A 24,006-nucleotide genomic window follows, 5' to 3' on the forward strand; every position below is an offset into this window, starting at 1 on the left:
TTGAGCGTCGGAGCGTGACCGTGACTTTGAAAATCGCCGTGCAGATGGACCCCATCGCTTCGATCAATCCCAAGGGGGATTCGACCTTCGCGCTGATGCTCGAGGCGCAGGCGCGCCAGCACAAGGTCGACTATTACGTGCCGCAGACCCTGGCGCTGCGCGACAACCGGGTCTCGGCCGAGGTCGCGCCGATCACCCTGTTCGACAAGCCCAAGGGCGAGCATTACGCGCTGGGTGAATTCGCCCGCGTCGACCTCGCCACTTACGACGTGGTGCTGATGCGGCAGGATCCGCCGTTCGACATGAACTACATCACGCTCAGCCACCTCTTGGAGCGCATCCACCCGAAAACCTTCGTGGTGAACCCGCCGGCGGCAGTACGAAACGCGCCGGAGAAGATCCTCGTCACCGAATTCCCCGAGCTGATGCCGCCGACGCTGGTGACGCGCGACCGCGGTCTCATCCATGCCTTCCGCAAGGAGCACGGCAACATCATCGTCAAGCCGCTCTACGGCAATGGCGGCGCCGGAGTGTTCCTGATCCAGGAGGCCGACCAGAACCTCAACTCGCTGATCGAACTGTTCGAGCAGAGCTTTCGCGAGCCGTTCATGGTGCAGAAGTACCTGCCTGATGTGCGCAAGGGCGACAAGCGCATTATCCTCGTCGATGGCGAGCCGGTGGCCGGGCTCAACCGCATTCCGGCCGAGGGCGAAGCGCGCTCCAACATGCATGTCGGCGGCCGTCCGGAACTGTCGCCGCTCACCGACCGCGAGCGCGAGATCTGCGCCACCATCGGGCCGGCGCTGAAAGAGCGCGACATGATCTTTGTCGGCATCGATGTGATCGGCGATTACCTCACCGAGATCAACGTCACCTCGCCCACCGGCATCCGCGAGATCAAGCGCTTCGGCGGGCCGGATATCGCGATGCTGATCTGGGACGCCATCGAGAAGCGGCGGGCCTAGCGCCAATGACCCCGCTCGCGACGCTGGTCGAGCGAGCGGGTTTTGCGGCGGGCACGCCGGTGGCGGTGGCGCGGGTTGCAGGCGACGCCGTCGAGAAGTGCGTGACCGGTGCCTGGCCCAACGGCCAGCCGGTGACGCCGAGCGACCGGTTCTACGTCGCAAGCCTCGCCAAGCAAGTCACCGGCGCGGCGCTGGCGCTGCTGGTGCGTGACGGCCGCATCGATCCGGACCGGCCGGTCTCCGACCATGTCGGCGGCCTGCCACCGTGGTCGGCAGCTGTTACACCGCGCCAGCTTGCCCATCACATCGGCGGTCTGCCTCCTGCCGGCGAACTGGAAGCGCGAATAGCCGGCGACTGGACCGATGCACCCGCGTTCGAAGCGCTGGGCGATCTCGCCGAACTGCCCTCGCTGCCGGGCGGCACCTACAGCTACTCCAACCTCGGCTATATCCTGCTCGCCCGCGTTATCGCGAACGCCAGCGACGTGCCGTTCGCCGAGTTCGCCGCGACGCGGCTGTTCGGTCCGCTCGACCTCGACGGCATCGGCTTTCTCAGCACTCCCGTCGGGCAGCCGCAATTGCCGCTGCTTGGTGCGCGCCTGCCGCTCACCCACGGCGATGGCGGCCTGTGGTCCACCGCCCGCAGCTTCGCGCAGTGGTTGCAGCACCAGAACGCCGATGCGCTCGGTATCGCTGACCTCGTCACCGCGGCCGGCCGCCTCAACGACCACGCGCCGGTCGACTATGGCTGGGGCCTCGGTCTACGCGCGCATCGCGGCGCGGCGCTGCTGATCCATGGCGGCGAATGGACGGGCGCTGCAGCGAAAGCGATGCGCAGCCCGGCATCGGGGATCGCGGTGGTCGGCATGGCGGCGGGCGCACCGTTCGAGACATTGAACCGGCTGGTCAGCGCGGTGCTCGAGGATATCGCCTGATCACTCGTCGCTCTCGGCCGCGGTGAGATAGTGCTCCTCCCACTTATCGTGCGGGATGAAATTGCCAACCGAGAACTCGAAGCGCTGAACCGCCGAGTAGTCTGCCGCCGCGACGCAGCTGAACTTTACCTCGTACCATTCGCGCCGGCTGCGGAAGGCCCCGCCATCGGCGATCAGCGCGCCATCACGGGTCGCCATCTCGGCCATGGCATAGGCGACGACGGTGTCGGGGTCGAACTCCGGTCGGGCGCGGCGGATCTGTTCGATCGCCTCGATGCTGCACAGCTGCACCAGCCGTTCGCTGCCATCGAGCGTCGTCATCGCCGCCCTGAGGTTGGCGCTTTCAGGTTCGGCCAGCAGGCTTCCGGCAAAGAACTCGGTGGCGCGAACGGTACCGCCGGGGACAGACTTTGCAGCAGGCGACGTGTTGCTGGAACTGGGAGAGGCCGCCGCCATCGGCGGAGCGGTGGCGACAGGCGGCGGCACTTCCGCTGGCGCAGTGAGCGCGGCAAACTGCGCGGCGGTCATCAGCTCCACAGCGATGGCCGGCGGTAACAGCGGCTTTGGCTTGTCCTGGTTTGGTCCGAGCAGCAGCAGGCCAAACAGGACCGCGTGAAACCCCAGAGATAGGACCGTGCTCCACGCCGATCGCTGCATCGGCGGCACATCGATCGGGCTGTCGTCTAGGGTGATGGACATGGCGGTGTCCAGTCAGTCGGGCGGCTTTGCGGCTGATTTGCGGAGCTGTGGCGAGGCGGGATGAAATCCTTGCCACCCTCTCGCCTTTCGGCGCCGGCTCAGCCATTGTCCGGCCATGCCGATCGACACGTTCCTGCTTGCGCTGACCACCTTTTTCGCCACCCTCGGGCCGGCGGACCTGCTGGTCGTCTATGCAGCGCTGACGCAGAAGAACACCCAGGCCGAGCGACGCGTCATGGCACTGCGCGGCACCGTCATCGCGGCGGTGATCCTGTTATTCTTCGCGGTGTTCGGCGAAGTACTGCTGCGGCTGTTCGGCATTACCCTGCCGGCGCTGCGTATCGCCGGCGGTATCCTGTTGCTGTTGATCTCGATCGACATGGTGTTCGCCCGCCATTCCGGCGGCACCGGCACGACGCCCGAGGAAGAGAACGAAGCGCAAAGCCGCGCCGACATTTCGGTGTTCCCGCTGGCGACACCGCTGCTCGCCGGCCCCGGCGCGATCAGCGCGGTGATCCTGCTCACCACCGGCTCGGGCGGCTTCAACCTCGAATGGGTGGTGGTGGTGCTGGCGCTGCTGGCAATCCTGTTGCTCTGCTACGTGGTGATGCTGGTCGCTATCCCGATCCAGCGCCTACTCGGCATTACCGGCCTTGCCGTGGTCAGCCGCGTCGTCGGCGTATTGCTCGCGGCACTGGCGGTGCAGTTCCTGCTCGATGGACTGAAATCCAGCGGGCTGATCCCGGGTCTTACGGGCTAAGAGCAAAGGCCGCGGCGGATGCCACGGCCTTCACCAAATTCACGCTAGTCGCCCGGTTACTTCTTCTTGGCCGGTGCGGCGGTGGCGGGGGTCATCCCGGCCGTTGCCAGCACTTTCGGCTTTTCCTTCTTGGGCTTCTTGGCTTCCTTGTTGGATCTGATCTGACCTTTGGCCATCGGCATCCCCTTCCATTGTTGGCCGGCAGCAACTCCGGCAAATCACTACGTGAGGCTAGAACCAAGGCAGAATCCTGACAAGATCACTGCCCTGGTCGAGTCTTTGATTTGTCGCGCTTTCGAACCGGAAAAGTCTGCAACTTGTCCTGAAGCGCTCCGGCGCACCACTACTTGTGGCTCTGGCAGCGGCCTTGCGGGCCCAGCCGGTCGACGGCGCGCGGATCGCAGCCGGTGAGCAGGAACGTCACCCAATCGCCCTCGCTGCCGTAAAAGGCGTTGCGGTCGACCTCGGTGCGAATACCCGACATGGTGCCGGTCTGCGTCCATTGCCAGAAGATCCACGGCCGATCGCCATACTTGGTGTGCGGCTCGGCGGCGGTCGAGCGCAGCCAGAACGAGGAGTCGAAGTGCTCGCCGGCGAGGATGTCGTTGTAGAAGTTCATGTCGGTATAGATGATCGGCACCTTGCCGGTATGCCGCTCCATCTCGGCCAACATGACCCGCACCTTCTCCAGCACATCGGTGCGGTTGAACTTGTTCTTGCAGCTCGACTGGTTGTTCCATTCGAGATCGAGCACCGGCGGCAGCGCGTCGGGATCGTTGGGAACCATGCGCTTGAACCAGGCGGCCTGCTGCGAGGCAAGGCTGCACCAGGTCATGAAATGGTAAGCGCCCCGCGCCATGCCGGCCGCCTGCGCGCCGCGCCAGTTGTCGTAGAAATTGGGGTCGATGTAATCCTTGCCCTCGGTCGACTTGATATAGACGAAGTGCACGCCACCACCACGCGCCGCGTTGAAATCGATGCGGCCCTGGTAGCGCGCCACGTCGAGCCCCTGGATCGGCAGGCCCCAGGCGCGGCGCACCCCGTCATGCGGGTCATTGTCGCCGGGGATGCCGCGATAGTCATGGGTGGGCGAGCGCCCGCAGGCGGCAAGCAGCAGGGTCAGCCCGACCAGCAGCAGGGTTTTGGCAAACGGGAAGGCGGGCGCGGCAAACATGCTGGACGTCTGGCTTTCGGACGGAGTTCTGAAGCCTTTGAATCAACATGGCGCGCTTAACGAAACCTTGCGCTAACCCTTTGTTATTCCAGCATGGTTAACGCGGGGGCTGGATTCGAGCCGGCCGATTGGATAGCTTCGTGCAGCAATCGGTCGGGGGCCAGAATTGCCGGCAAGTGTCGCCATCGTGGTCGAGTGGGAGAACGCGCTGCTGGCCGACGCCGCGCGGGCGCGCCGGATGCTGTCGACGCTCGGTAAGCAGGCGCAGGCCTTTGCCCGCTCGCACAACACGCGCTTCGAACTGCTGATCGCCTATGACCCGGATGAAATCGACGTCGCCGTGCCCCGCTCGTGCGTCGATGACGAGCTCGATCCGACCAACTGGCCGGGAGAGATCCGGTACATCGCCGCTCGCGGGCTGCATTATTATGAGCAGAAGGCTCTTGGCGCCGCATCGAGCGACGCTGAAACGGTCATCTTCCTCGACAGCGACGTGATCCCGGATGCCGGCTGGCTCGGCCACCTGCTCGACGCGATGGACCGGGCAGAGGTGCAGGTGGTCGGCGGCCACACTTACCTCGCCGCGGAACACCTGCTCGATCGCCTGTTCTCGGGCTTCTGGTTCTTCGAGCCCAACCCCAAGCGCAGCGGCGTCAATCCGGCTGGCCATTTCTACGCCAACAACGTCGCCTTCAAGCGGGGGCTGCTCGAGCGCTACGGCTTCGATCGAGCCGACAGCTATCGCGGGCAATGCGTCGAGCTGGCGCGGCGCCTCAGGGCTGACGGAGTACCGATCTGGCGAGCCGCCGAGGCCGCGGTCAGTCATCCGGCGCCCGACGGCCTGCGACACGCCTTCTTCCGCGCTGTCTGCCAGGGCCACGACAATGTCTATTGGCGACGCCGGCGCCCTCTGGGCTGGCTGCACGCCAGCCCGCTCGGCGGCGCCGTCCGACTGCTGCGCAGCATCGGCAAGACGGGAACGACAGTGCTGTCGCGGGCTCGTCCGCTGGGGCTCGACCCACTGACGGCGATCGGCTCGTTCGCTTTTGGCGCAGTTTTTGCGTTGGTGATCTACGGCTCGGAGATCGTCGCTTACGTCGCGCCGGGGCTGATCAGAAACCACGTTCGAATGTAGGCTGATGGCCCTTGGCTGAGTGGCAAGCGGCACCTCGGTTGCGGGGGTGGTGGGCTTTCGCGTATCCGGGCCACCCGTTTCCGCTCCGGCATAGTTGTTGTATTACGGCGCCCGCCAGCGCTAGATATTCGACATTGTGAGGGGGTCGCGATGCGCTTTATTTTGAAACTGCTTCTGGCGGCGGTCGCCATGTCCGTGCTGTTCGCGGCTCCAAGCCACGCCGGAGAGGCCGAAACTGCCCTGCTACGCTCGTATATCGGAAACTGGAGCGGCAGCAGCGTTCTGCGTGGCGGTGACCAGCCCGAGGCCTTTACTTGCCGCCTGAAAGTGACCCAGGGCAGACTGGTCAAGATCAACTACGCCGGGCGCTGCAGCCTGGTGAACATGAACCTGTCCGTATCGGGTACGATCTTTTTCAACGACAACGCAAACCGCTTCGAAGCGACGATGCGCTCCAACGTTGGCCTCTCGGCCGCCGCGGTGGGGGCTAAGCAAGGCAACAGCATCACGTTCAAACTGAGTGAAAAGCAGAGCGACCGGGTCGGCACGCCCATCCAGATCAACTCGGTCCTCGAACTCAGCGGCAAGCAGATTACTGTCGACTTCACGGTCGAACTCAATCGATCCGGACAAACGCTGACGACGACCGTGCCTTTCCAGCGGTAGTGAATTGCCTGCCGCGTCTCGAACGGTAACGTCGTTGCCGAGGTAAGATTCGCCGGTGACGGGGGAGCACTTCAGCCGAAATGACCCCGCGTCTGGTTCTGAGGCCGAGCAGCGCAGGCGATGCCGAGCGGGCCTTCGAGATCCGCTCCGAATGGGAGGTGGCGCGCATGCTGAGCAAGGCGACCTACCCGCCGGATCTGCGGGCGCTCGGCGACTGGTTCGCCGATCACCCGCGCCAATGGGCAGCCGGGGAGGCCTATCGCTTTGCCGTCGAACACGAGGCGCGGTTCGTCGGCCTCGTCGATATCGACGGCATCAGCGACGCAGAGGGCAAGCTCGGCTACTGGTTCGACCGAAGCGTCTGGGGCCGCGGGTTTGCAAGCGAGTCAGCGGCGGCGGTGATGCGCTTCGCCTTTGCCGAGGTCGGGCTCAGGCAGCTGCGGGCCGGGCACGCGGCCGACAACCCCGCATCGGCCAGGGTGCTGCTCAAACTGGGCTTCGAACCGCTGGATGCAGTCGAACTGATGTCGCACTCGCGTGGTGAGCTTATCCAGCAGCGGCGCTATGTGCTGGACCGGCCAAACGCCGGCTGAGGTCGTCGCCTTGCCCGATCTCGCCGAGGGCAAGCATGCGGTGTTCCTGGGCCTTGCCCCAGCGGGACATGACGCCCACGGCCTCGTTGAGGCTCCTGCCCCAAGGGGTCACCGCATACTCGACGTGCTTGACCGCGCTACCGTGGTGTTCCGTGCGGAGGATCAGCCCGTCGGCGACCATTTCGGTCAGCTGGGCGTTGAGAACCTTCTCGCTGATGCCGGCCAGACGGCGGCGCAACTCGCCGAAACGCCGGGGCTGCTCGTTGATTTCCCACAGAATGGCAGTTTTCCATTTACCGCCGATCGCGTTGAGGGCGGTGCCGAAGCCGCAGGAATCGGCGGGATGTCGCTGCATGGCGAACTCCAGACTGGGTAGGGTGCGAAGCGTGGCGGGGGACGTGGTAGGGCGGCCGACCGAAGTCAACCGCCCGGCACCGGTCCGACAGCGAGGGGCGCGAATCGCTCAGCCGGTGACCGGCACGGACAGGTTCAGCCAATGGTGCTTGCGCGAGGCGAAATACAGCATGACCGGGGCAGGGAAAGCCTGATCGCCGAAGCAGCCGACCGAAACCGAGAGGCGGTCGCCCAGTGCCTCACCCTGCTGGTAGACGAGGGTACCGCAATCGGGGCACCTCACATGCTCGATCCAGCGACCCGGACCTTCGCTGCGGTGCCAGCTGAGGGTGCTGCCGTTCCGCGCGACGATGGCGCCTGCTTCAAACATGGCGCGATAGGCGAAGGCCGAGCCGGTGATCCTCTGGCACTCCCGACAGGCGCAGGCATAGGTTCTGATCGGTTCGCCGCGCAGCTCGATCCGCAACTGCCCGCAAGCGCAGCGGGCCGTTCGGGTGGCCGACTTGTCCGCCATGGTGCATCTCCTCAAGACTTGGCGGCACGCTAGTTGGCGGAGGCGAGCGCTGTAAATTACGCACCTTGAGGTGCGTGCTCTGGGTCATGCGAATCGACCCCGTTCACGCGGCGCAATGTCAGCCAGCCACCGGGTGACCTCATCGAGCAGCCAGGTGCGCAACTTGCCGATCGCGGCGAGGCGGCGGCTTGAGGTCGGCCAGACCAGATAGTGGGCATGTACGTCGACGATCTCGTGCGTCCAGAGGCGGCGCAACCGGCCTGAGCGGAGTTCATCCTCGACGATGGAGCGCCGCGCCAGGAGGATCCCCCGTCCGGCGAGGGCGGCCTCTACCGCCAACAAAGTGTCCGAAAACAACACGCCTGCCTGCGGCTCGACGAGATCGAGCCCGGCGGCCTGGAACCAGGGGGTCCACGGTTGGACCGACTGCCGCAGCAGCACGCAATCCGCCAGATCCGCGGGCAGTACCGGGAGGTTGCCGCCGCAATGATCGGGGCTCGCTACAGGAAACACCACCTCGTCCATCAGATGCTCGGCAGCCATGCCCGGCCAGGCGCCACCGCCATAGCGGATGGCGGCATCGATCCCGTCACTGGCGTCCAGCCGGGCGAGCGTGGCGGATGTCTCGATCTCGAGCTCAATTTCGGGGTGGAGGCGCGCGAAGGCGTCGAGCCGCGGCATGAGCCACCTTGCGGCGAAAGCCGGGAGGGTGCTGATGACCAGCCGCTCGCGCCTCTCTGCCGCGCTGCCATGGTCGGTTCGCCGCGGCATCTGGTCGAAAGCCCGGTCGAGCACGGTCAGGCCCTGTCGTATCTGCAACGCCAGCGCCTGCGATATGGGGTTTGGTTCAACACCGCTCGCCGTGCGGACGAACAGTGGGTGCCCCAGGCGCTGTTCCAGTGCCCGGATATGCTGGCTCACCGCCCCCTGGGACAAGGCGAGTTCGGTAGCGGCCGTGGTGAAACAGCGGAGCCGCACCGCGGCTTCGAGGGCACGCATCGTCTGAATGCTGGGAAGCCGCTTTCCGACCATCGGCCATTAGTATCACTAATGGCTGCGGTGGCAAAACAATGGTTTGAGCTTGGAGGCGGGTTCATCGACCCTTGGCTGGAGATCGAACGCAAGCGGCCCCAGGGGCGCGAAGGCATGCAAACAATGTACCAGCTGTTCTACTCCCCGGGCGCCTGCTCGATGGCCGTCCATATCATTCTCGAACAGGTGGGAGCCGAGTTCGAACTGTTCGCGGTATCGGTCGCCGACCGCGACACGCAGCGCGAGCCATACCTCTCGATCAATCCCAAGGGCCGCGTCCCGGCGCTGCGCATCCCCGGCGAAGCGAGGATCCTCACCGAGCTCCCGGCGATCCTTCGCTACCTGGCGAGCCGCTACCCGGAGCACGCACTTGGCCAGGCGGGGGATCCACTGCTCGAGGCGCGCATCACCGAGTGGCTGGCCTGGCTCAGCGGCTGGGTGCACAGCGTTGGCTATGGGCTGATCTGGCGGCCGGAGCGGTTCGACCCGGATCCCCGGCATGCCGCAGCGCTGGGGGCGCAGGGAAACCGGATCGTCGAGGCTGCCAATCAGGACATCGAACGGGCCCTTGCCGACACCCCCACGTGGAGTGTCGGGGAGCGCTTCTCGATCGTCGATCCGTTTTTGCTGGTGCTGTATCGGTGGGGCAGCTCGATCGGCCTTTCGATGCGAGCTCGCTATCCGGCCTGGACCAGGCATGCACAGCTGACGCTGCAGCGGCCCGCGGTGCAGCGAGCCATGGCGCGCGAAGGTCTCTCGCTGCCGGCCGAGGTGTGAAACCTTCCAGCGATAGCAGACCTCCTGCTGAGCAGGTCGCGAGGGAGGGAATGGTCAAGCGTAACCTGCTGCGGCCAGTCTGCACAGCCGGCTGAAATGGAGCGCCTCCTAGTAGCCCGCCGACCGCAGACAGACGTCCATGGCAAGCGCTGCGTACTGATAGTCGGTCGACGCCACTCTAGGCAGATTACAATACTGGCTTGAGTGTGCGTCAGGGCGCCGCTAGCCCGCCCAGCCGCTGGCGTCTCCCATGAGGGCAGGACCGCCTGGTGATCTGGCACCTGGGCGGTTCAGGCACTTGGGAGATACTTGCGCCAGTTGTGCTGTTCCTTGAACCCGAGAATGGTGCGGATCTTGCGGTTCGAGAGGGGGGCTTCGCGCTCGCCCATCGGGCGTGTGATCGGCGTGTTCGGCGCGTATTTGCGCAATATGGTCTCGGTCGGCTCGTTGGCGACGATCTCGTCATTGACCGCGTTGAAGACCTGAAACCCCAGCCCATCCTTGCCAATGCAGAGATCGACGATCTGGCCGAGGTCGCGCGCGTCGATATAGCTCCAGGCATTGCGTTTGCGCGATGGTGGATTGGCGAGATAACCGGGGAAGTTCGCGTAGTCCTCTGGCGACATCACGTTGCCGATGCGCAGGGCGTAGATGTCGGCGCCGGTGCGCGCGGCAAAGGCGCGCGCGGTCTTCTCGTTGACCAGCTTGGAAAGGCCATAGCTGTCCATCGGGTCGATGTCGTAGTCTTCCTCGAGCGGGAACGAGTGGTAGTCCCGGTCGCCTTCTGCAAAGCATACGCCATAGGTGGTCTCGCTTGAAGCGATGACGATCTTCCTGATCCCGAGCTTGGTCGCAGCCTCGATCACATTGTACGTCGAAACGACATTGGTCTTGAACGTCTCGTTGTCGGGCTGCAGGAGCACACGGGGAACGGCACCGAAGTGTACGACGGCATCGACCGGGGCTGGCCCCCTTCCGGTCCTGAAGCCATCGAAGTCGAAATGCATCGAAAGCGCGTTGAACACCTGGCCGCTGTCCGTGAGATCGGCGTTGAGCGTGTTGACGCCCTCGATGTCGAGCGGCTTGAGGTCCAGGTTGAAGACGCTGTGACCCTGGGCAAGAAGATAGGCAACGGCATGCCGCCCGGCCTTCCCACTGCCGCCGGTGAATACTATGCGTTTGCTCACTTGGTTTCCTTGCAGCTGCAGCCCGCGGGTCATCGGCTGATCGGCCTTCCCACTCGGACGATGATGTAGTCTTCCAGCAACGCCGCGGCCAAACCTGTTGCTAGAGCGCTTTCAGCGGTGAAATGCCCTAGATGGGACGGGACAGCGTGGTGGCCCGGCCCGTGTCGCGGAAGGTGTTGATCGCAGCATACTGATCGCAGCTGGGAGCCATCTCCATGATTTCGATCCGATTGCCGTCGGGATCGACAATCCACATGCCGCGATTGCCGTCCACACCGCGTCTGGTGGGATCAAGCGGCGAAACGAGAGCAATGCCGACGCTCGCCAGGTGCGCGGCGGTGTCCTCGATGTTCGTCGTGGTCAGGCAGAGGTGATTGAGGCCGGCGGCCTGCTGGTCACCGGCGCGGCCGGTGCCCCCCGGCAGCAGCTCGATATAGAGCTCATCGGTGATGCGCAGGTAGACGATCCAGGTGCGGCCGTCGGCTTGGGTCAGGCGCAGGAATTCGGGAAAGCCGAGTTTGGCATAGAAGTCGATCGAGGCCTGAAGATCGTTGGTCTTGAGGTTGAAGTGACCGAGGCTGGTGAAAGGCTGCACGTTGTTCTCCAAATCTTGGGGGCGCGAGGCTCAGGCCGCCTTACGCATCGGGTAGGCCACATAGGCGAAGCGCCGGCTGCCGGGGGCCCAGCTGTTGACGTTGATGGTGCCCTATCCGCCGAGGAACGCGACGATGTCGCGCTGCCCGGCGGACCTTGGGGCGCCGGAGCGCCGGTCGAAACAGGGAGGACCGGCAGGGAGTTGGGAGTTCTCCCCGCCGGCCCCCACGGTCAGTTGAACGTCAGGTCGTAGGCGTCCTTGAGGGCAGCGACGGCATCGTCCGTCGTCTGATTCTTGTCACTCCAGAAGTTGTACATTGCCGTCCAGATGCCGTTGTTCCAGTCGCCGGTGATGACGTTGAAGGGGTTCTTCACTGCGCCGTCTGGCTTGTTCATGGCGTCCATGGCCACCTGGTTGCAAGCATCGCGGAACTCGGTCGGAGCGTCGGCACGCGGGCTGGTCGAACCCTTCTGCTGATTGGCCTTGGCCGAGACGATCGGGTCGACGAAGGCAGCGACGAGGTCGAGTTCGGCCTTGTCCTTTTCCGGCGGCTGGCCGCCGAGGATGCCCATGGCGTCGGAGGTCACCGGAACGGCGAGCGCGCCGGGAATGACTTCACAGCCGAAGTCGACCCCCGGGACCTTGCCGGCGGCGAGCCATTCGCCCTTCATCCAGTCGCCCATGATGTGGAACAGGGCTTGGCCGGCGATCACCGTATTGGTGGTCTCGTTCCAGGGACGATTCTCGCTTTCGGGGGTGGCTTCGTTGGAGAAGGCCCGTACGACTTCGATGGCCTTGCGCACTTCGGGCGTATCGAAGGCGGTCGGGTCGGGGGTTTCCGAGTAGATGCGGTCGTAGATGTCCGGCCCGGCTATGGCAGCGACCATGGCATGGAACAGATATCCGACCTGGAAGGCTTGCCCACCGACGGCGGCAGGCACGAAGCCAGCGGCTTTGACTTTGGGGAAGTCGGCGATCATGTCGTCGACGCTCTTCCAGGCTGTCGGATCGACACCGGCTTTTTTGGCGACGTCCATGTTCCAGTAGACCATGCCGTCGATGTGGAGGAAGAGCGGCACCTTCACCATCTTGCCGTCGACCGTGGAGAGTTCCTGCACGATCGGGAAGAAATTGTCGGCCGCGCCGATTTCCTTGTAGTAGTCGGTCAGGTCACGCTCGAGGCCGAGACCGGCAAGGTCGCGGAAGATATGCGGATCGGAGGTGACGAAGGCGTTCGGCGGATCGCCACCAGTCACCATGTTGACGATGGAGACGTTGACGCCGGAGTTGTGCGGAATCGCCAGATCCTTCCAGGTGTGACCCTTTTCGTTAAGGGCAGCCTGGAGGATGTTGAGGGCCGCGACTTCGGCCTTGGACGACCAGCCGTGATAGACGATCAATTCTTCGGCGGTCGCAGCGAGCGGCGCGGCGCTGAGCAGCAGTGTGGCCGCCATGGTCGCCAATGATTTCATATGCATTCGTGTCTCTCCCTTTTGGCTCGCCTTCGGCGAGTCGACGTTTCACGTCCCTGTCTTGCGGCAGGGCCTGCCGGAAGATCCGGCCATCGGTCACGCCCAAGCCCTTCATCAGAACGGCCGCTGACACGGCTCCCCTTCCTCCAAGGCTCGCGTGCGGTCCGCCCGTTACCCGGGAGAACCTGGGTAGGCCGGGCCGGTGAGCCCGGGCATTGGCGTCCCATTACCTTCGGCGGGGTCGCCGCATCGATCACCGCCACCCTCAGCAAGATCGGGGTGCGATGCTCGACCTAGAGTCGGCGCCCGCTCTGGGCGTCGAAGACGTGCAGCTTCCCCTGCGGGAAGGAAATGTTGACCGTATCGCCCTGCTTGAAGCGGCCGATCTGTTCGGGGTCGACACGGGTGGCGATCAGGCCATCGCCGAATTTGAGATAGGCGGTGGCGTCGCTGCCGGTTTTTTCGCTGTGCTGGACGGGGAGCGAGAAATTTCCAGCAGGATCGGTCACGGCCGCGTCGGGCTCGCCGAAATGTTCCGGGCGCAAGCCGATGACGACGCTCTGGCCATCGCGCGGCGAGGTGAGAAAACCATAGTGGCTGACGTCGAGGTCGACGCCGGCGGCACGCGCGGCAACCTTGCCGCCGGCCACCGAAAGGGTGGCGGGGCGCAGATTCATGGCGGGGGAGCCGATGAAGCCGGCGACGAACAGATTTGCCGGGCTGCCGTAGATCTCGTCGGGCGTTCCGAACTGCTGGATGACGCCGGCATCCATGACGGCGATGCGCGTCGCCATGGTCATGGCCTCGATCTGGTCGTGCGTCACGTAGACGATGGTCGACCTGAGCTCGTCATGGAGCTTTTTGATCTCGAGCCGCATCTCGGTGCGCAGCTTGGCATCAAGATTGGAGAGCGGTTCGTCGAAGAGGAACACGCCGACCTTCTTGACCAGCGCCCGGCCGATGGCGACGCGCTGGCGCTGGCCGCCCGAGAGTTGGGCCGGCTTGCGATCGAGCAGCGGCTCGATCTGTAACAAGCGGGCGGCCCAGGCGATGCGTTGCTCGATCTCGGCAGCCGGCAGCTTGTGAGCAGCCAAACCAAACTTCAAGTTTCCGCGCACGGTCTTGGTGGGATAGAGCGCGTAGGACTGGAAGACCATGGCGAGACCACGGTCCTTGGGGTCGAGGTCGGTGACGTCGCGGTCGCCGATGGTAATCCGGCCCGCAGTGACGTCGAGCAGCCCAGCCAGCAGATTGAGCAGGGTGGTCTTGCCGCAACCCGAGGGGCCGAGCAGCACGAGGAACTCGCCGTCGTCGATGGCCAGATCAAGGTTCTTGAGAACCGTCAGCTTTCCGTAGCTCTTGATGATGTCTTCGAAGATGACCCGTGGCATGCCCGCTTACCCCTTGATTGCGCCGGCAGTGATGCCTTGGACGAAGAACTTGCCGAGAATGAAGTAGATGACGAGTGGCGGGATGGCGGTGAGCAGCGCTGCCGCCATGTTCTCGTTGTAGGCCGCCTCGCCGGTGGTGGTGATGACCACATTGGCGAGTACGACACTCATCGGCTGGGTACCGAGGCCGCCAAAGGTCAGGCCGAGCAGGAAGTCGTTCCAGATCGAAGTGACCTGCAGGATCAAAACGACGATGAAGATGTTGCCGCTCATGGGCACTATGATCTCGCCGAAGACGCGCCAGAAGGAGCCGGAGTCCATCATCGCGGCGCTCATGATCTCCTGCGGAATGCCCTTGTAGTAGTTGCGGAAGACCAGCGTCAGGAAGGGCATGGAGAGCACCGCGTGGATGATGGCGATGCCCCAGATGGTGCCGTAGACCTTGAGGCCCGAACTCAGAATGATGAGCGGGATCATGATGATCTGGAACGGCACGAAAGCGCAGATGAAGAGGATGAAAAGGAAGGTGCCGGCCCAGCGCACCTTCCACAGCGCCAGCGCGTAGCCGGTGATCGACGACAGCGTCAGCGACAGCACCAGGCTGGGGAAAAGGATCGCCACCGAGTTCCAGAAGCCGACCTTGAGACCCTCGCAGCGGATGCCGGAGCAGGCATGATCCCAGGCGTTGACCCAGGGCTCGAAGGTGATGGGTGAGGGCAGCGAGAAGATCGCGCCTTCGCGGATCTGTTCCATCGTCTTGAAGGAGGTGGTGACGATGACATAGAGCGGCACGCAGAAGAAGGCAGCGCAGATGCTCAGGAAAACCAGGATGGCGATTGAGCGCCCCGAGATTGACTTACGCTTGCGGGGGAACCGCGGCGCGGCCTCGACGCGGGCGTCGCCCGATAGGAGAGCGGTGCTCATGACGTCCTCGCCCGTTCGCGCCAGGCGGTGAGCAGCACCAGCGGCAGGAAGATCAGCGCCGTGATGCCCAGCATCAGAGCGGCGGCGGCGGAGGCATAGGCGAGGTTGGACTTCACCCAGTAGGCGTTGATGGTGAAGTAGCCCGGCACCCAGGTGGCCTGCCCCGGCCCGCCATTGGTCATGGCCACGACAATGTCGTAGGCCTTGACCACGCCCAGCGAGAGCAGAATTGCGCAGGTGAGGAAGGTAAACTTCATCATCGGGATGATGATCTCGGCGTAGAGCCGCCAGAAGCTGACCCCATCGAGACGGGCAGCGCTCCAGATCTCGGTGTTGATGGATTTGAGGCCCGAGAGCATCAGCGCCATGTAGAAGCCGGCCCCCTGCCAGACCGAGGCGAGGATGATGCCATACATGGCGGTCTCGGGCTTGGAGAGCCAATCGAAGCTGATGAAGGTGAGGCCGATGGAATGCAGCGCACCCTGCAGGCCGAAGCTGGGGTTGAACATCCAGCGCCACGCCACGCCGGTGACGATCAGCGAGACCGCCAGCGGATAGAGGAACACCGTCCGGAAAAAGCCCTCGCCGCGCTTCTCGCGATCGATCAGGGCAGCAAGAATGAATCCGAAGACAATGGCCAGAAAACTGCCGATGCCGAGCACCAGCATGTTCTTGAGCGCAATGGTCCAGCCTTTGTCCTTGAACAGCCGTTCGTACTGGCGGGCCCAGTCGGAAAAATCGATGCCGTAGGTCGCAAAGGCCTTTGATGAGGTGAACGAGACGTAGATCGTCCACAGGATCGAACCGATGAAGGCGACGACCGTTATCGCCACCGCCGGTGTCAGCGCGAGCTGCGGCGACATTCGGCTCCACCGAAAGGCCATGCTTCCCTCCCTGCAGCGCCACCCGGCCTCTGGACCGTGGTGGCGCCTCCCTGACCGTTGAGGTCGTATTATCGCTAATCTAGATACGCGCTGCCGATCTCGTCAATGGTCAATAATCTGAGGAGAGCAGGTCCCCTCGGGTGGGAACGATCGCGCCGTACGACGAAACTTGGCGATATGCGCCGGAATAGTCACCTTGAATATTAAGTAATATCAATATCTTATCCGTACGTTCCTCTGGAGGGCCGACACGAGAGCGGTCTGGCGGCGAAGAAATGCTGATTGACAGGCCCCATGGTTTGGATGATCCATTCGTATTAGCGTTCATACAAATTGCGCGGACGATCGGTTTCAGCCGGATCGACAAAGTCGCTTGAGGGGGAGAAAAATCATGCACGGAATCAATGGTGTCGGCCATGTGGCGATCAAGGTCACCGACCTCGATCGCTCGCTCGACTACTACATCAACAAGCTCGGCTTTCCCGAGATGCTGCGGCTCCACAAGGACGACGGAAGCGTCTGGCTGGTCTATCTGCGGATCACCGACGCACAGTATCTCGAAGTTTTCCCGGGAGCCGAAAACGATCGTGCACCAGGCTGGAACGCCAACGGCATGAACCATATGTGCCTTACCGTTGAGAACATCGACGATACGCTGGCGCAAGTGGCGGCCGCTGGGCTCGAGCTGCTGTTGCCGCTCAAGACAGCGATCGACGGCAACCGCCAGGCGTGGCTGGAAGACCCGGACGGCAACCGGATCGAACTGATGGAGATGGCCGAGGACAGCCTGCAGCTTCAGGCGATCCGCCGGCTGCAGGAAACGGGAGCGATCGCCTGATCGCGATGTCCGTTCCTATGGACGATCGAGCCACGGTGACCAGCGCGACACCGGCATGCTATCGGTGTTGCATAGCGACGGGCGAAGTATCGCCGGTGCAAGAATCGGGTGCCGAACTTGGGTAAGGGGATCGTGCGGTTACGGGACATTGCTGCGCGCACCGGGTTTTCACTTAACACCGTGTCTCTGGCGCTGCGCAACAGCGAGCGAATTCCCGTCGAAACCCGGAACAAGATCCAGTCGGCGGCGCTTGAGCTGCGCTACGTTCCCAACCACGTGGCGCAGTCGCTGGTGAGCCGAGCGACCCGCACCATTGGCCTGGTGCTGACCGACATTCTCAACCCGACGCTGACGCAGACCGCCCAGTCGGTCGAGATCGCGCTGGCGGAGAGGGGTTACGGCACGCTGTTCGCCACCTCGAACAACACGCTCGAGGAGGAAATCCGGGTCGTCGACATGTTCCGCTCCCGCCAGGTGGATGGCATCCTGATCTACCCGGCGCGGCATCGCGACCTCGAACACCTCAGGCCGTTACGCAGCGCCAATTTTCCGCTCGTCCTGCTGATTGCCGATCCTGACGCTGGCATTGACGGGGTAAGCGTCAACGATCGCAGCGGCGGCTACCAGGCGACGCGCTACCTGATCGGCCGGGGCCACAAGCGGATCGGCTTTCTCGACGCCTCGCATGCCAATGGCAATGACGAAAAGCTCGAAGGCTATCAGCAGGCCCTGCTGGAGGCCGGCATCGGCGTCGATGCGGAGCTGATCGCGCCGACCAATGGCCACTATGCGCGGCACGGCTATTTCGCGCTCGACATGCTCATGAACGGGCCGAAGCGGCCGACCGCGGTGCTGACCGACAACGACTCGCTGGCGTTGGGGGCGCTGCGCTGGTGCCACAAGCAGGGCGTGCGCATTCCCGACGACCTCGCCATCATGGGTTATGACAACATCGCCTTCACCGAATTCGGAGAGCCGCCGCTGTCGACGGTGAACTACGACGCCCAGGCCGTCTCGCAAATGGCCGTCGATCGCCTGATGCACCTGATCGCCGCTGGCGAGAAACTACCGCCGCCGCGGGTTACCTTGATCGATCCCGAGCTCATCATTCGCGAAAGTACCTGACCGATCGTGACGATGCTCTCGCCCGCCCTCCGCCCTGCCCCGCTCGCCAATAATCCGTTGCCCCTGCTGCCGATTGCGCAAGGCGGCTCGTGGTACGCTAAAGACGCGACGGACACCGATCTGCTCGGCGCACTGCATGCCGCCTATCTGGCGGGAATACGGCACTTTGATACCGCCGCGGGCTACGGCAACGGCAGGTCGGAAACTCTGCTCGGCCAGTTCCTTGAGGGCAAGCGGGAGAGTGTCTTTCTCGCATCCAAGTCGCACACAGATGACCTGACGGCAGCCGCCGCAATTGCCGAAGTCGAAGGCAGCCTCAACAGGCTCAGTGTGGACTTCATCGACCTCTACTACATTCACTGGCCCCGTGCCGGCAGGGACATGCGCCCGGTCATGGAAGGTCTCGAAACCGCACGCGCTCAGGGCAAGATCGGTGCTGTCGGGGTGAGCAACTTCAGCGTTGCGCAAATGGAGCAGGTTTCTGAGGTCGGCAGCATCGAAGTCCATCAACTGGGCTACAACCTGCTGTGGCGGTATGCTGAAGCTGAAGCCATTCCGTACTGCCTCGCCCACGATATCGCCGTGGTGGCCTACAGCCCGCTGGGTCATGGGATCCTTACCGGCAAGTTCGGCCGCGATCCGGGTCTGATTGCCGGTGACCAGCGTCACTCGATCCTGCCATTCAGGGCTGACATCTGGCCGCATGTGCATGCCGGCGTGGAGCAAATGAAGCGGCTCGCCGCCGAGCTCGACCTGCCGCTTTCGACCCTCTCGATCCGCTGGATCCTCGGTCAGGTCGGCGTCAATTCGGTCGTCGCCGGAGGCCGGACGAGGGAGCAGGTGGCAAGCAACGCGGCGGCACTCGAGGCGGCAATCCCGGCCACGGCGTTCGAAGAGCTTACCGATATCAGCGATGCGATCATGGCGCACATCCCGGACGCCGGAAATCTCTTCAACCACTATCCGTAGGCACTGTGGCAGCCAGCGGGACCCCTGTCATCGCCGATCTGTTCCCTAAATGTTCTTGCTTCGCCCGCAGACCTCCTGCTAGCGTGCCGCGCGGATGTTGGGGGCATAACGATGGTCACGCGGGTCGCCACCGTGGCGTTTCAGGGGATCGAGGCGGTGCCGGTGGATGTGCAGGTGCAGATTGCGCCTGGCCTGCCAAAATTCTTCCTCGTCGGGCTGCCGGACAAGGCGGTGAAGGAATCGGGCGAGCGGGTGCGGGCGGCGCTCTATGCCTCGGGCCTCAGCCTGCCGCCCAAGCGCATCACCGTGAACCTCGCCCCGGCGGACCTGCCCAAGGAGGGCAGCCATTACGACCTGCCGATTGCGCTCGGGCTGATGGCGGCGATCGGCGCCATCCCGTCCGATGCGCTCGAAGGCTACCTGGCGCTCGGGGAACTCGGGCTCGACGGCCAGCTCGCCCCGACCGCCGGAGTGCTGCCGGCAGCGATCGCCGCACTGTCGCGCGACATGGGGATCATCTGCGCCGAGGCCTCGGGGCCGGAGGCGGCATGGGCCGGTGAGGACCTCGAGATCGTCGCGCCACCAACGCTGTTGGCGCTGGTCAACCATCTCGGTGGCTTTCAGCTCTGCAGCCGCCCTGTGGCGCGGCGGCGGGCCGAGCCGGCCGGGCTGCCCGATCTCAGCGAAGTGCGCGGCCAGCAGGTGGCGCGCCGAGCGCTCGAAGTCGCGGCGGCGGGCGGCCATAACCTCTTGATGATCGGCCCGCCCGGCGCCGGCAAATCCATGCTGGCGGCGCGACTGCCCTCGATCCTGCCGCCGCTCAACCCGCGCGAACTGCTCGATGTGTCGATGATCCAGTCGATTGCCGGCGAACTGGCAGGCGGCGCGCTCAGCGATCGCCGGCCGTTCCGCGCCCCGCATCATTCGGCCTCGATGGCGGCGCTGGTCGGCGGCGGCCTGAAGGTCCGGCCGGGGGAAGCCAGCCTCGCCCATAACGGCGTGCTGTTCCTCGACGAGTTGCCGGAGTTCTCGCCCTCGGTGCTCGACAGCCTGCGCCAGCCGCTCGAAGCGGGCGAGACGGTGATCGCCCGCGCCAACGCGCATGTCAGCTTTCCTGCCCGCTTCCAGCTGATTGCGGCGATGAACCCCTGCAAATGCGGGCTCGCCGGCACACCCGGCCATGTCTGCAAGCGCGGCGACCAATGTGCGCTCGACTACCAGGGTCGGGTCTCCGGGCCGTTCCTCGATCGCATCGATCTGCGCATCGACGTGCCCGCTGTCTCGGCCGCCGAGATGATCGGCCCGGCGACGGCCGAACCCTCAGCCGCCGTCGCCGCCCGCGTCGAAACGGCGCGCGAGCGGCAGCGCCGGCGCTACATCGAAGCCGGCCACCCCGATGTCTTCACCAACGCCGCCGCCGGCCCGTCGCTGATCGAAAAGCTGGTCAATCCCGACAAGGACAGCCAGACCTTGCTGCTGCAGGCCTCGGAGCGCTTCAACCTCTCGGCCCGCGCCTACCACCGGGTGCTGAAAGTGGCGCGCACCCTCGCCGACCTCGCCGGCGCCGACAAGGTTACCCGCCCGCATCTGGCCGAGGCGTTGAGCTATCGGCTGAACCTGGCCTTGGGATAGGTTGAGCGCATCACGGTAACCTGGCGCTGTCGGACCTGCCCTAGCCAGCAGCCGCTACGACCCGGCGATCGCGCGAGGGCTGTTTCGCTGGCGGCACGGCCGCTTCTGGCCCGAAGCGGCCATTGCTCCAGGAGCGACTAACTATTGGCGGATGCGAACTCTCTCGCGGCACGCATGAAGGCGCTGAAGGCTGCGGGAGGATTCTTTCGGCCCGGATAATACAGCGCCAGCGGAGCCAACGGAGGGGTCCAATCCTCGAGGACGCGCACCAAGCGCCCGGCCCCAATGTCATCGCGCACGTCCGCTTCCATCACATAGCCCAGCCCAATACCATTCTGCGCGGCTATCTTAACAAGGCTCGACTCGTCGAGGGTAATTGCGCCCTGCACGTCGATCTGAACCGCGCTCCCATCCTTTTCAAATCGCCACCGAAACAGGGCGTTATTGGGAAGACGCGAACGGATGCACCTGAACCGATAGAGGTCCGCCGGGACCAATGGCCTGCCATGTGTCCGGAGAAAGTCTGGTGACGCGACGACAGCGTTGCTGCGCTCTCGGCCGAGCGGCAAGGCTATCATGTCGCTGGGCACTAAATCTGCTGGCCTCAGGCCCAAGTCGAAGCCGGCCGCAACTATATCTACCAGTCGTCCCTCGGTAACCAGATCGATATGCACCCGAGGATATTGCCGCAGGAACAATAGGATGAGGGGTGCCATCACTTCTCTGGCGGCCGACGCAAATGCATTGATGCGCAAGGTACCGGTCGGCGTCTCCTGGAGCGACTGAGCGGCCAGCATGGCGTCGTGGATATCTGTCATCGCGGGCCCAACCCGCTCGACAAAAGTCTTCCCCGCGTCGGTGAGCGAAACGCTGCGCGTCGTTCGGTTGAACAGGCGAATGCCGAGGCGCTGTTCAAGCTTGGCGATGGCATTGCTCAGGGCCGTCGTGGACATGCCGAGCTCAAGCGCTGCGGCTCTAAAGGAGCCTTGGCGGGCAATGCCGAGAACGGCGTCGAGGTCGGCAAGCACAGATCGCGTCATTGTCCCGATTTTCGAAATTCCTCATCCCTATTTGTCCCTGTTATCGGGGCATTCGTCCAGCCCTAGATTATCCCCGCCGGGCCCAAAAGGGGATCGGCCTCGCAGCCGGCAAGGCTGCACAGACCGAGCTGGAGAGCTGAAAATGACTGTTAAGCTGCCTAGGGCCATTAAGGCCTATTTTGCTGCCGACCGTGACGGCGGCCCTGACGAACTCGCCGCTTCCTTCACCGAAAACGCCAAGGTCAAGGATGTCGGCGAAACCATCGTCGGCCACGAAGCCATCCGACAGTGGAAGATCGATTACAGCGGAAAATTCGGTCCCACCACCATCGAGCCGTTCTTCATCACCACTCAGAACGACAAGATCCAGGTGATGGCTCATGTCGCCGGTGACTTCCCCGGCAGCCCGGTCGATCTGAAGTACTTCTTCGTCCTCGCCGGGGACAAGGTTGCTGAGCTGGAAATCACGGTATGACCCCGTTCCTCACATTGCAGGGGCGACGGGCGCTTATCACCGGGGGTACTTTGGGCGCCGGCGCCGCAACGGTGGCGCTCTTCCGGGAGCTAGGCGCGCACGTTCTGACAACAGCGCGACACGAGCCGGCGGATCTTGACGGTGAAGCGTTCGTCGCCGCCGATCTGACCACCCAAGCCGGGGTAAAGGCTGTCATCGATGCGGTGGATGGTGAGCTTGGTGGGCTCGACATCCTCGTCAACGTTCTGGGTGGCTCGTCCGCGCCATCGGGTGGTTTCGTCGCGTTGGACGATGTTGAATGGAACAAGGAGTTCGACCTCAACTTCTTTCCCGCTGTCAGGCTCGATCGCGCTCTGATCCCCGGCATGATCGCCCAGGGCAGTGGCGTCGTCATCCATGTGACCTCGATCCAGAACCGCCTGCCGCTACCGGAGGCGACGACGGCCTACGCGTCGGCCAAGGCTGCGCTCAATACCTATAGCAAGAGCCTTTCCAAGGAAGTCTCGCCCAAGGGCGTGCGAGTGGTACGGGTTTCGCCCGGCTGGATCTCCAGCCCGAACGCCAGTGGTCTCGCACTCCGCATCGCCGAAGAAGCCGGCATCGGCTATGACGAGGCAGTGCAGGTGATTATGAACTCGCTCGGCGGTATCCCGCTGGGACGACCGGCCGAGCCGAAAGAGGTTGCCGACCTGATCGCATTTCTGGCGTCGGATCGCGCAACGTCCATAACCGGGACCGAGCATGTGATCGACGGCGGGACTGTTCCGACAACGTAGTCAGCCGATACGCAGACTCTGAATTATCAACTACCGTTACCACTACGCCGTGAGGTGAAGCCTCACGGTCGCCCTTCCCGAGCCCCGCGCCTAAGAGCGCTTCCACGGGAAGCCGAGAACGATGCGCATCAATGTCATTGAACCCGAGTGGCTACCAATCTCGGTCCCGGGGACATCCGGCCCGACTGGCTGCTCGCTCACTTCGGCATGGCCATCAAGGTACTCGGCGTGGAAGGCCAGCGCGCGATCGGGGATGGTCTGGACACGCAGGATTTCCTCCTCGTCAACTCACCAACCCTGCCGTTCGGAACCGTCAGCGAGTACTTCAAGCTGCAGAAGGCGCTCGAGCAGCAGCCGACCAAGACGGACGATGAGCTTGCCTCGATCGGCAGGAAGGCGCGTCTGGCCGCCAGGGTGCTCAAGGCGCTGGGCCGCCCATTGCCGGCGCCGGTCGAGATCCTTTCACCGGAGAATGCCCATCCGCTCGGCGAGACCTTCCACTCGATGGCCGCTCTGCGATTCGGGGACTATGTCGGCAAGTTTAGCGTGACACCGCTTTCCGACAATGTGCGTGCTTTGACGGGCCATGAAGTCGATCACGCTGGCCGGCCCAGTTCGCCGGTCCGCGACTTGCTGGAGGAGTTCTTCGCGCACAACTCGGCTGACTTCGCCCTGCGCGTGCAGTTGTGCGCGGACATCGGCCGGATGCCGATCGAGGATGCCTCGGTGCTATGGCGCGAGGACCTCTCGCCTCATCAGACGGTGGCGACCCTTCACCTTGCACCGCAGAACGCCGCGAGTGACGCGCGCCGCATCTACGCCGATGATGTGATGTCCTATGCGCCCTGGCACGCCCTGGAGGCGCATCGGCCACTCGGAGCGATCATGCGGTCCCGCAGACCGGCATATCCAGCCTCGAGCGACTTCCGCCATAGCGTGAACAATGTCGAGGCGGCTGAACCGCGCTCGCTCAGCGACCTGCCGGCCTGAAATGAGGGTTCTAGCCGGGAGCCTGGCTCTGCCAGTGGGCGAGCTCGGTCGAAAGGACGATTGGAGTCCCGGAGAGCGCAGCCAAGCAGTCTAGACGAGCCGTC

The 24,006-nt window shown here is 64.0% G+C and carries 26 protein-coding genes; 14 read left to right on the forward strand and 12 right to left on the reverse strand.

Annotated features, from left to right (window positions below):
* Positions 1-20: 20 nt before the first annotated feature.
* Positions 21-965 carry a glutathione synthase gene (gene gshB, locus ASC68_RS02080; protein WP_082527915.1) on the forward strand — a complete coding sequence of 315 codons (945 nt, stop codon included), beginning with the start codon at positions 21-23 and terminating at the stop codon, positions 963-965.
* Positions 966-970: 5 nt separating this feature from the next.
* Positions 971-1,900 (forward strand): serine hydrolase domain-containing protein, encoded by a 930-nt coding sequence (locus tag ASC68_RS02085; RefSeq protein ID WP_055874016.1) that lies wholly within the window; start codon positions 971-973, stop codon positions 1,898-1,900.
* Here ASC68_RS02085 and ASC68_RS02090 read toward each other — a convergent pair whose 3' ends face one another.
* Entirely contained in the window at positions 1,901-2,599 is a 699-nt protein-coding gene (locus tag ASC68_RS02090) for a DUF930 domain-containing protein (protein ID WP_055874018.1), read from the reverse strand.
* Between the two features lie 115 nt (positions 2,600-2,714).
* On the opposite strand from ASC68_RS02090, the gene ASC68_RS02095 reads away from it, so the two are divergent.
* Positions 2,715-3,359: a MarC family protein gene (locus ASC68_RS02095; RefSeq protein ID WP_055874021.1), complete on the forward strand. Its 645-nt coding sequence runs from the start codon at positions 2,715-2,717 to the stop codon at positions 3,357-3,359.
* A gap of 343 nt (positions 3,360-3,702) precedes the next feature.
* Here the strand turns inward: ASC68_RS02095 and ASC68_RS02100 are convergent, their stop codons facing one another.
* Positions 3,703-4,533, reverse strand: coding sequence for a GH25 family lysozyme (locus ASC68_RS02100; protein WP_055874025.1), 831 nt, complete (start codon positions 4,531-4,533; stop codon positions 3,703-3,705).
* A gap of 166 nt (positions 4,534-4,699) precedes the next feature.
* On the opposite strand from ASC68_RS02100, the gene ASC68_RS02105 reads away from it, so the two are divergent.
* The 3 genes from ASC68_RS02105 to ASC68_RS02115 all read left to right on the forward strand — a co-directional run bounded on the left by ASC68_RS02105 (position 4,700) and on the right by ASC68_RS02115 (position 6,927).
* Positions 4,700-5,668 carry a glycosyltransferase gene (locus ASC68_RS02105; RefSeq protein ID WP_055874027.1) on the forward strand — a complete coding sequence of 323 codons (969 nt, stop codon included), beginning with the start codon at positions 4,700-4,702 and terminating at the stop codon, positions 5,666-5,668.
* Positions 5,669-5,818: 150 nt separating this feature from the next.
* Positions 5,819-6,334: a hypothetical protein gene (locus ASC68_RS02110; RefSeq protein WP_055874030.1), complete on the forward strand. Its 516-nt coding sequence runs from the start codon at positions 5,819-5,821 to the stop codon at positions 6,332-6,334.
* 80 nt (positions 6,335-6,414) lie between these two features.
* The gene (locus ASC68_RS02115; protein WP_055874033.1) at positions 6,415-6,927 is read left to right on the forward strand and encodes a GNAT family N-acetyltransferase; all 513 of its coding nucleotides are present in this window, start codon (positions 6,415-6,417) and stop codon (positions 6,925-6,927) included.
* Here the strand turns inward: ASC68_RS02115 and ASC68_RS28180 are convergent.
* The 3 genes from ASC68_RS28180 to ASC68_RS02130 form a co-directional block, all read right to left on the reverse strand.
* Positions 6,881-7,282: a helix-turn-helix domain-containing protein gene (locus tag ASC68_RS28180; RefSeq protein WP_082527831.1), complete on the reverse strand. Its 402-nt coding sequence runs from the start codon at positions 7,280-7,282 to the stop codon at positions 6,881-6,883. The genes ASC68_RS02115 and ASC68_RS28180 overlap by 47 nt on opposite strands.
* A gap of 108 nt (positions 7,283-7,390) precedes the next feature.
* Positions 7,391-7,795, reverse strand: coding sequence for a GFA family protein (locus tag ASC68_RS02125; protein WP_055874039.1), 405 nt, complete (start codon positions 7,793-7,795; stop codon positions 7,391-7,393).
* Between the two features lie 84 nt (positions 7,796-7,879).
* Positions 7,880-8,794 (reverse strand): LysR substrate-binding domain-containing protein, encoded by a 915-nt coding sequence (locus ASC68_RS02130; RefSeq protein ID WP_197421012.1) that lies wholly within the window; start codon positions 8,792-8,794, stop codon positions 7,880-7,882.
* A 147-nt stretch (positions 8,795-8,941) separates the two neighbouring features.
* Between ASC68_RS02130 and ASC68_RS02135 the strand changes: the two genes are divergently transcribed.
* Positions 8,942-9,604 carry a glutathione S-transferase N-terminal domain-containing protein gene (locus ASC68_RS02135; protein WP_055875916.1) on the forward strand — a complete coding sequence of 221 codons (663 nt, stop codon included), beginning with the start codon at positions 8,942-8,944 and terminating at the stop codon, positions 9,602-9,604.
* Positions 9,605-9,894: 290 nt separating this feature from the next.
* On the opposite strand, the gene ASC68_RS02140 is transcribed toward ASC68_RS02135, so the two are convergent.
* From ASC68_RS02140 to ASC68_RS02165, 6 genes are all read right to left on the reverse strand, one after another.
* Positions 9,895-10,791: an NAD(P)-dependent oxidoreductase gene (locus ASC68_RS02140; RefSeq protein WP_055875919.1), complete on the reverse strand. Its 897-nt coding sequence runs from the start codon at positions 10,789-10,791 to the stop codon at positions 9,895-9,897.
* A gap of 127 nt (positions 10,792-10,918) precedes the next feature.
* The gene (locus ASC68_RS02145) at positions 10,919-11,386 is read right to left on the reverse strand and encodes a VOC family protein (RefSeq protein WP_055874041.1); all 468 of its coding nucleotides are present in this window, start codon (positions 11,384-11,386) and stop codon (positions 10,919-10,921) included.
* Positions 11,387-11,616: 230 nt separating this feature from the next.
* Positions 11,617-12,864: an ABC transporter substrate-binding protein gene (locus tag ASC68_RS02150; RefSeq protein ID WP_055874044.1), complete on the reverse strand. Its 1,248-nt coding sequence runs from the start codon at positions 12,862-12,864 to the stop codon at positions 11,617-11,619.
* A gap of 287 nt (positions 12,865-13,151) precedes the next feature.
* Positions 13,152-14,249 carry an ATP-binding cassette domain-containing protein gene (locus ASC68_RS02155; protein WP_055874047.1) on the reverse strand — a complete coding sequence of 366 codons (1,098 nt, stop codon included), beginning with the start codon at positions 14,247-14,249 and terminating at the stop codon, positions 13,152-13,154.
* Positions 14,250-14,255: 6 nt separating this feature from the next.
* Complete coding sequence (locus ASC68_RS02160; RefSeq protein ID WP_055874050.1) at positions 14,256-15,173, reverse strand: carbohydrate ABC transporter permease; 918 nt, start codon at positions 15,171-15,173, stop codon at positions 14,256-14,258.
* Entirely contained in the window at positions 15,170-16,036 is an 867-nt protein-coding gene (locus ASC68_RS02165; RefSeq protein ID WP_244488384.1) for a sugar ABC transporter permease, read from the reverse strand. Before ASC68_RS02165 ends, ASC68_RS02160 begins: the two co-directional genes overlap by 4 nt.
* A 412-nt stretch (positions 16,037-16,448) precedes the next feature.
* Between ASC68_RS02165 and ASC68_RS02170 the strand changes: the two genes are divergently transcribed.
* The 4 genes from ASC68_RS02170 to ASC68_RS02185 all read left to right on the forward strand — a co-directional run bounded on the left by ASC68_RS02170 (position 16,449) and on the right by ASC68_RS02185 (position 20,621).
* A complete protein-coding gene (locus tag ASC68_RS02170) occupies positions 16,449-16,895 on the forward strand; it encodes a VOC family protein (RefSeq protein ID WP_055874056.1) in 447 nt (148 codons plus the stop codon).
* Positions 16,896-17,027: 132 nt separating this feature from the next.
* Positions 17,028-18,020 (forward strand): LacI family DNA-binding transcriptional regulator, encoded by a 993-nt coding sequence (locus tag ASC68_RS02175; protein WP_244488383.1) that lies wholly within the window; start codon positions 17,028-17,030, stop codon positions 18,018-18,020.
* A 12-nt stretch (positions 18,021-18,032) separates the two neighbouring features.
* Positions 18,033-18,989, forward strand: coding sequence for an aldo/keto reductase (locus tag ASC68_RS02180; protein ID WP_055874059.1), 957 nt, complete (start codon positions 18,033-18,035; stop codon positions 18,987-18,989).
* 111 nt (positions 18,990-19,100) lie between these two features.
* Positions 19,101-20,621 (forward strand): YifB family Mg chelatase-like AAA ATPase, encoded by a 1,521-nt coding sequence (locus ASC68_RS02185; RefSeq protein WP_055874062.1) that lies wholly within the window; start codon positions 19,101-19,103, stop codon positions 20,619-20,621.
* Positions 20,622-20,758: 137 nt separating this feature from the next.
* On the opposite strand, the gene ASC68_RS02190 is transcribed toward ASC68_RS02185, so the two are convergent.
* Positions 20,759-21,661: a LysR substrate-binding domain-containing protein gene (locus ASC68_RS02190; protein ID WP_055874066.1), complete on the reverse strand. Its 903-nt coding sequence runs from the start codon at positions 21,659-21,661 to the stop codon at positions 20,759-20,761.
* 142 nt (positions 21,662-21,803) lie between these two features.
* Between ASC68_RS02190 and ASC68_RS02195 the strand changes: the two genes are divergently transcribed.
* The 3 genes from ASC68_RS02195 to ASC68_RS02205 all read left to right on the forward strand — a co-directional run bounded on the left by ASC68_RS02195 (position 21,804) and on the right by ASC68_RS02205 (position 23,902).
* Positions 21,804-22,136, forward strand: coding sequence for a nuclear transport factor 2 family protein (locus ASC68_RS02195; RefSeq protein ID WP_055874069.1), 333 nt, complete (start codon positions 21,804-21,806; stop codon positions 22,134-22,136).
* The gene (locus ASC68_RS02200) at positions 22,133-22,912 is read left to right on the forward strand and encodes an SDR family oxidoreductase (RefSeq protein WP_055874080.1); all 780 of its coding nucleotides are present in this window, start codon (positions 22,133-22,135) and stop codon (positions 22,910-22,912) included. The genes ASC68_RS02195 and ASC68_RS02200 overlap by 4 nt, the downstream gene beginning before the upstream one ends.
* Before the next feature lie 147 nt (positions 22,913-23,059).
* Entirely contained in the window at positions 23,060-23,902 is an 843-nt protein-coding gene (locus tag ASC68_RS02205; RefSeq protein WP_055874083.1) for a catalase family protein, read from the forward strand.
* The last annotated feature ends 104 nt before the right edge of the window (positions 23,903-24,006 follow it).

This window comes from Devosia sp. Root105 (assembly GCF_001424865.1).
GTDB lineage: Bacteria > Pseudomonadota > Alphaproteobacteria > Rhizobiales > Devosiaceae > Devosia_A.

Coding starts and splice junctions, on each gene's coding strand:
- ASC68_RS02180 (WP_055874059.1), top strand. CDS start 18,033: ATGCTCTCGCCCGCCCTCCGCCCTGCCCCGCTCGCCAATAATCCGTTG.
- ASC68_RS02100 (WP_055874025.1), bottom strand. CDS start 4,533: ATGTTTGCCGCGCCCGCCTTCCCGTTTGCCAAAACCCTGCTGCTGGTC.
- ASC68_RS02195 (WP_055874069.1), top strand. CDS start 21,804: ATGACTGTTAAGCTGCCTAGGGCCATTAAGGCCTATTTTGCTGCCGAC.
- ASC68_RS02130 (WP_197421012.1), bottom strand. CDS start 8,794: ATGCGTGCCCTCGAAGCCGCGGTGCGGCTCCGCTGTTTCACCACGGCC.
- ASC68_RS02190 (WP_055874066.1), bottom strand. CDS start 21,661: ATGACGCGATCTGTGCTTGCCGACCTCGACGCCGTTCTCGGCATTGCC.
- ASC68_RS02155 (WP_055874047.1), bottom strand. CDS start 14,249: ATGCCACGGGTCATCTTCGAAGACATCATCAAGAGCTACGGAAAGCTG.
- ASC68_RS02085 (WP_055874016.1), top strand. CDS start 971: ATGACCCCGCTCGCGACGCTGGTCGAGCGAGCGGGTTTTGCGGCGGGC.
- ASC68_RS28180 (WP_082527831.1), bottom strand. CDS start 7,282: ATGCAGCGACATCCCGCCGATTCCTGCGGCTTCGGCACCGCCCTCAAC.
- ASC68_RS02115 (WP_055874033.1), top strand. CDS start 6,415: ATGACCCCGCGTCTGGTTCTGAGGCCGAGCAGCGCAGGCGATGCCGAG.
- ASC68_RS02150 (WP_055874044.1), bottom strand. CDS start 12,864: ATGCATATGAAATCATTGGCGACCATGGCGGCCACACTGCTGCTCAGC.
- ASC68_RS02170 (WP_055874056.1), top strand. CDS start 16,449: ATGCACGGAATCAATGGTGTCGGCCATGTGGCGATCAAGGTCACCGAC.
- ASC68_RS02095 (WP_055874021.1), top strand. CDS start 2,715: ATGCCGATCGACACGTTCCTGCTTGCGCTGACCACCTTTTTCGCCACC.
- ASC68_RS02090 (WP_055874018.1), bottom strand. CDS start 2,599: ATGTCCATCACCCTAGACGACAGCCCGATCGATGTGCCGCCGATGCAG.
- ASC68_RS02200 (WP_055874080.1), top strand. CDS start 22,133: ATGACCCCGTTCCTCACATTGCAGGGGCGACGGGCGCTTATCACCGGG.
- ASC68_RS02125 (WP_055874039.1), bottom strand. CDS start 7,795: ATGGCGGACAAGTCGGCCACCCGAACGGCCCGCTGCGCTTGCGGGCAG.
- ASC68_RS02160 (WP_055874050.1), bottom strand. CDS start 15,173: ATGAGCACCGCTCTCCTATCGGGCGACGCCCGCGTCGAGGCCGCGCCG.
- ASC68_RS02165 (WP_244488384.1), bottom strand. CDS start 16,036: ATGTCGCCGCAGCTCGCGCTGACACCGGCGGTGGCGATAACGGTCGTC.
- ASC68_RS02135 (WP_055875916.1), top strand. CDS start 8,942: ATGCAAACAATGTACCAGCTGTTCTACTCCCCGGGCGCCTGCTCGATG.
- ASC68_RS02185 (WP_055874062.1), top strand. CDS start 19,101: ATGGTCACGCGGGTCGCCACCGTGGCGTTTCAGGGGATCGAGGCGGTG.
- ASC68_RS02110 (WP_055874030.1), top strand. CDS start 5,819: ATGCGCTTTATTTTGAAACTGCTTCTGGCGGCGGTCGCCATGTCCGTG.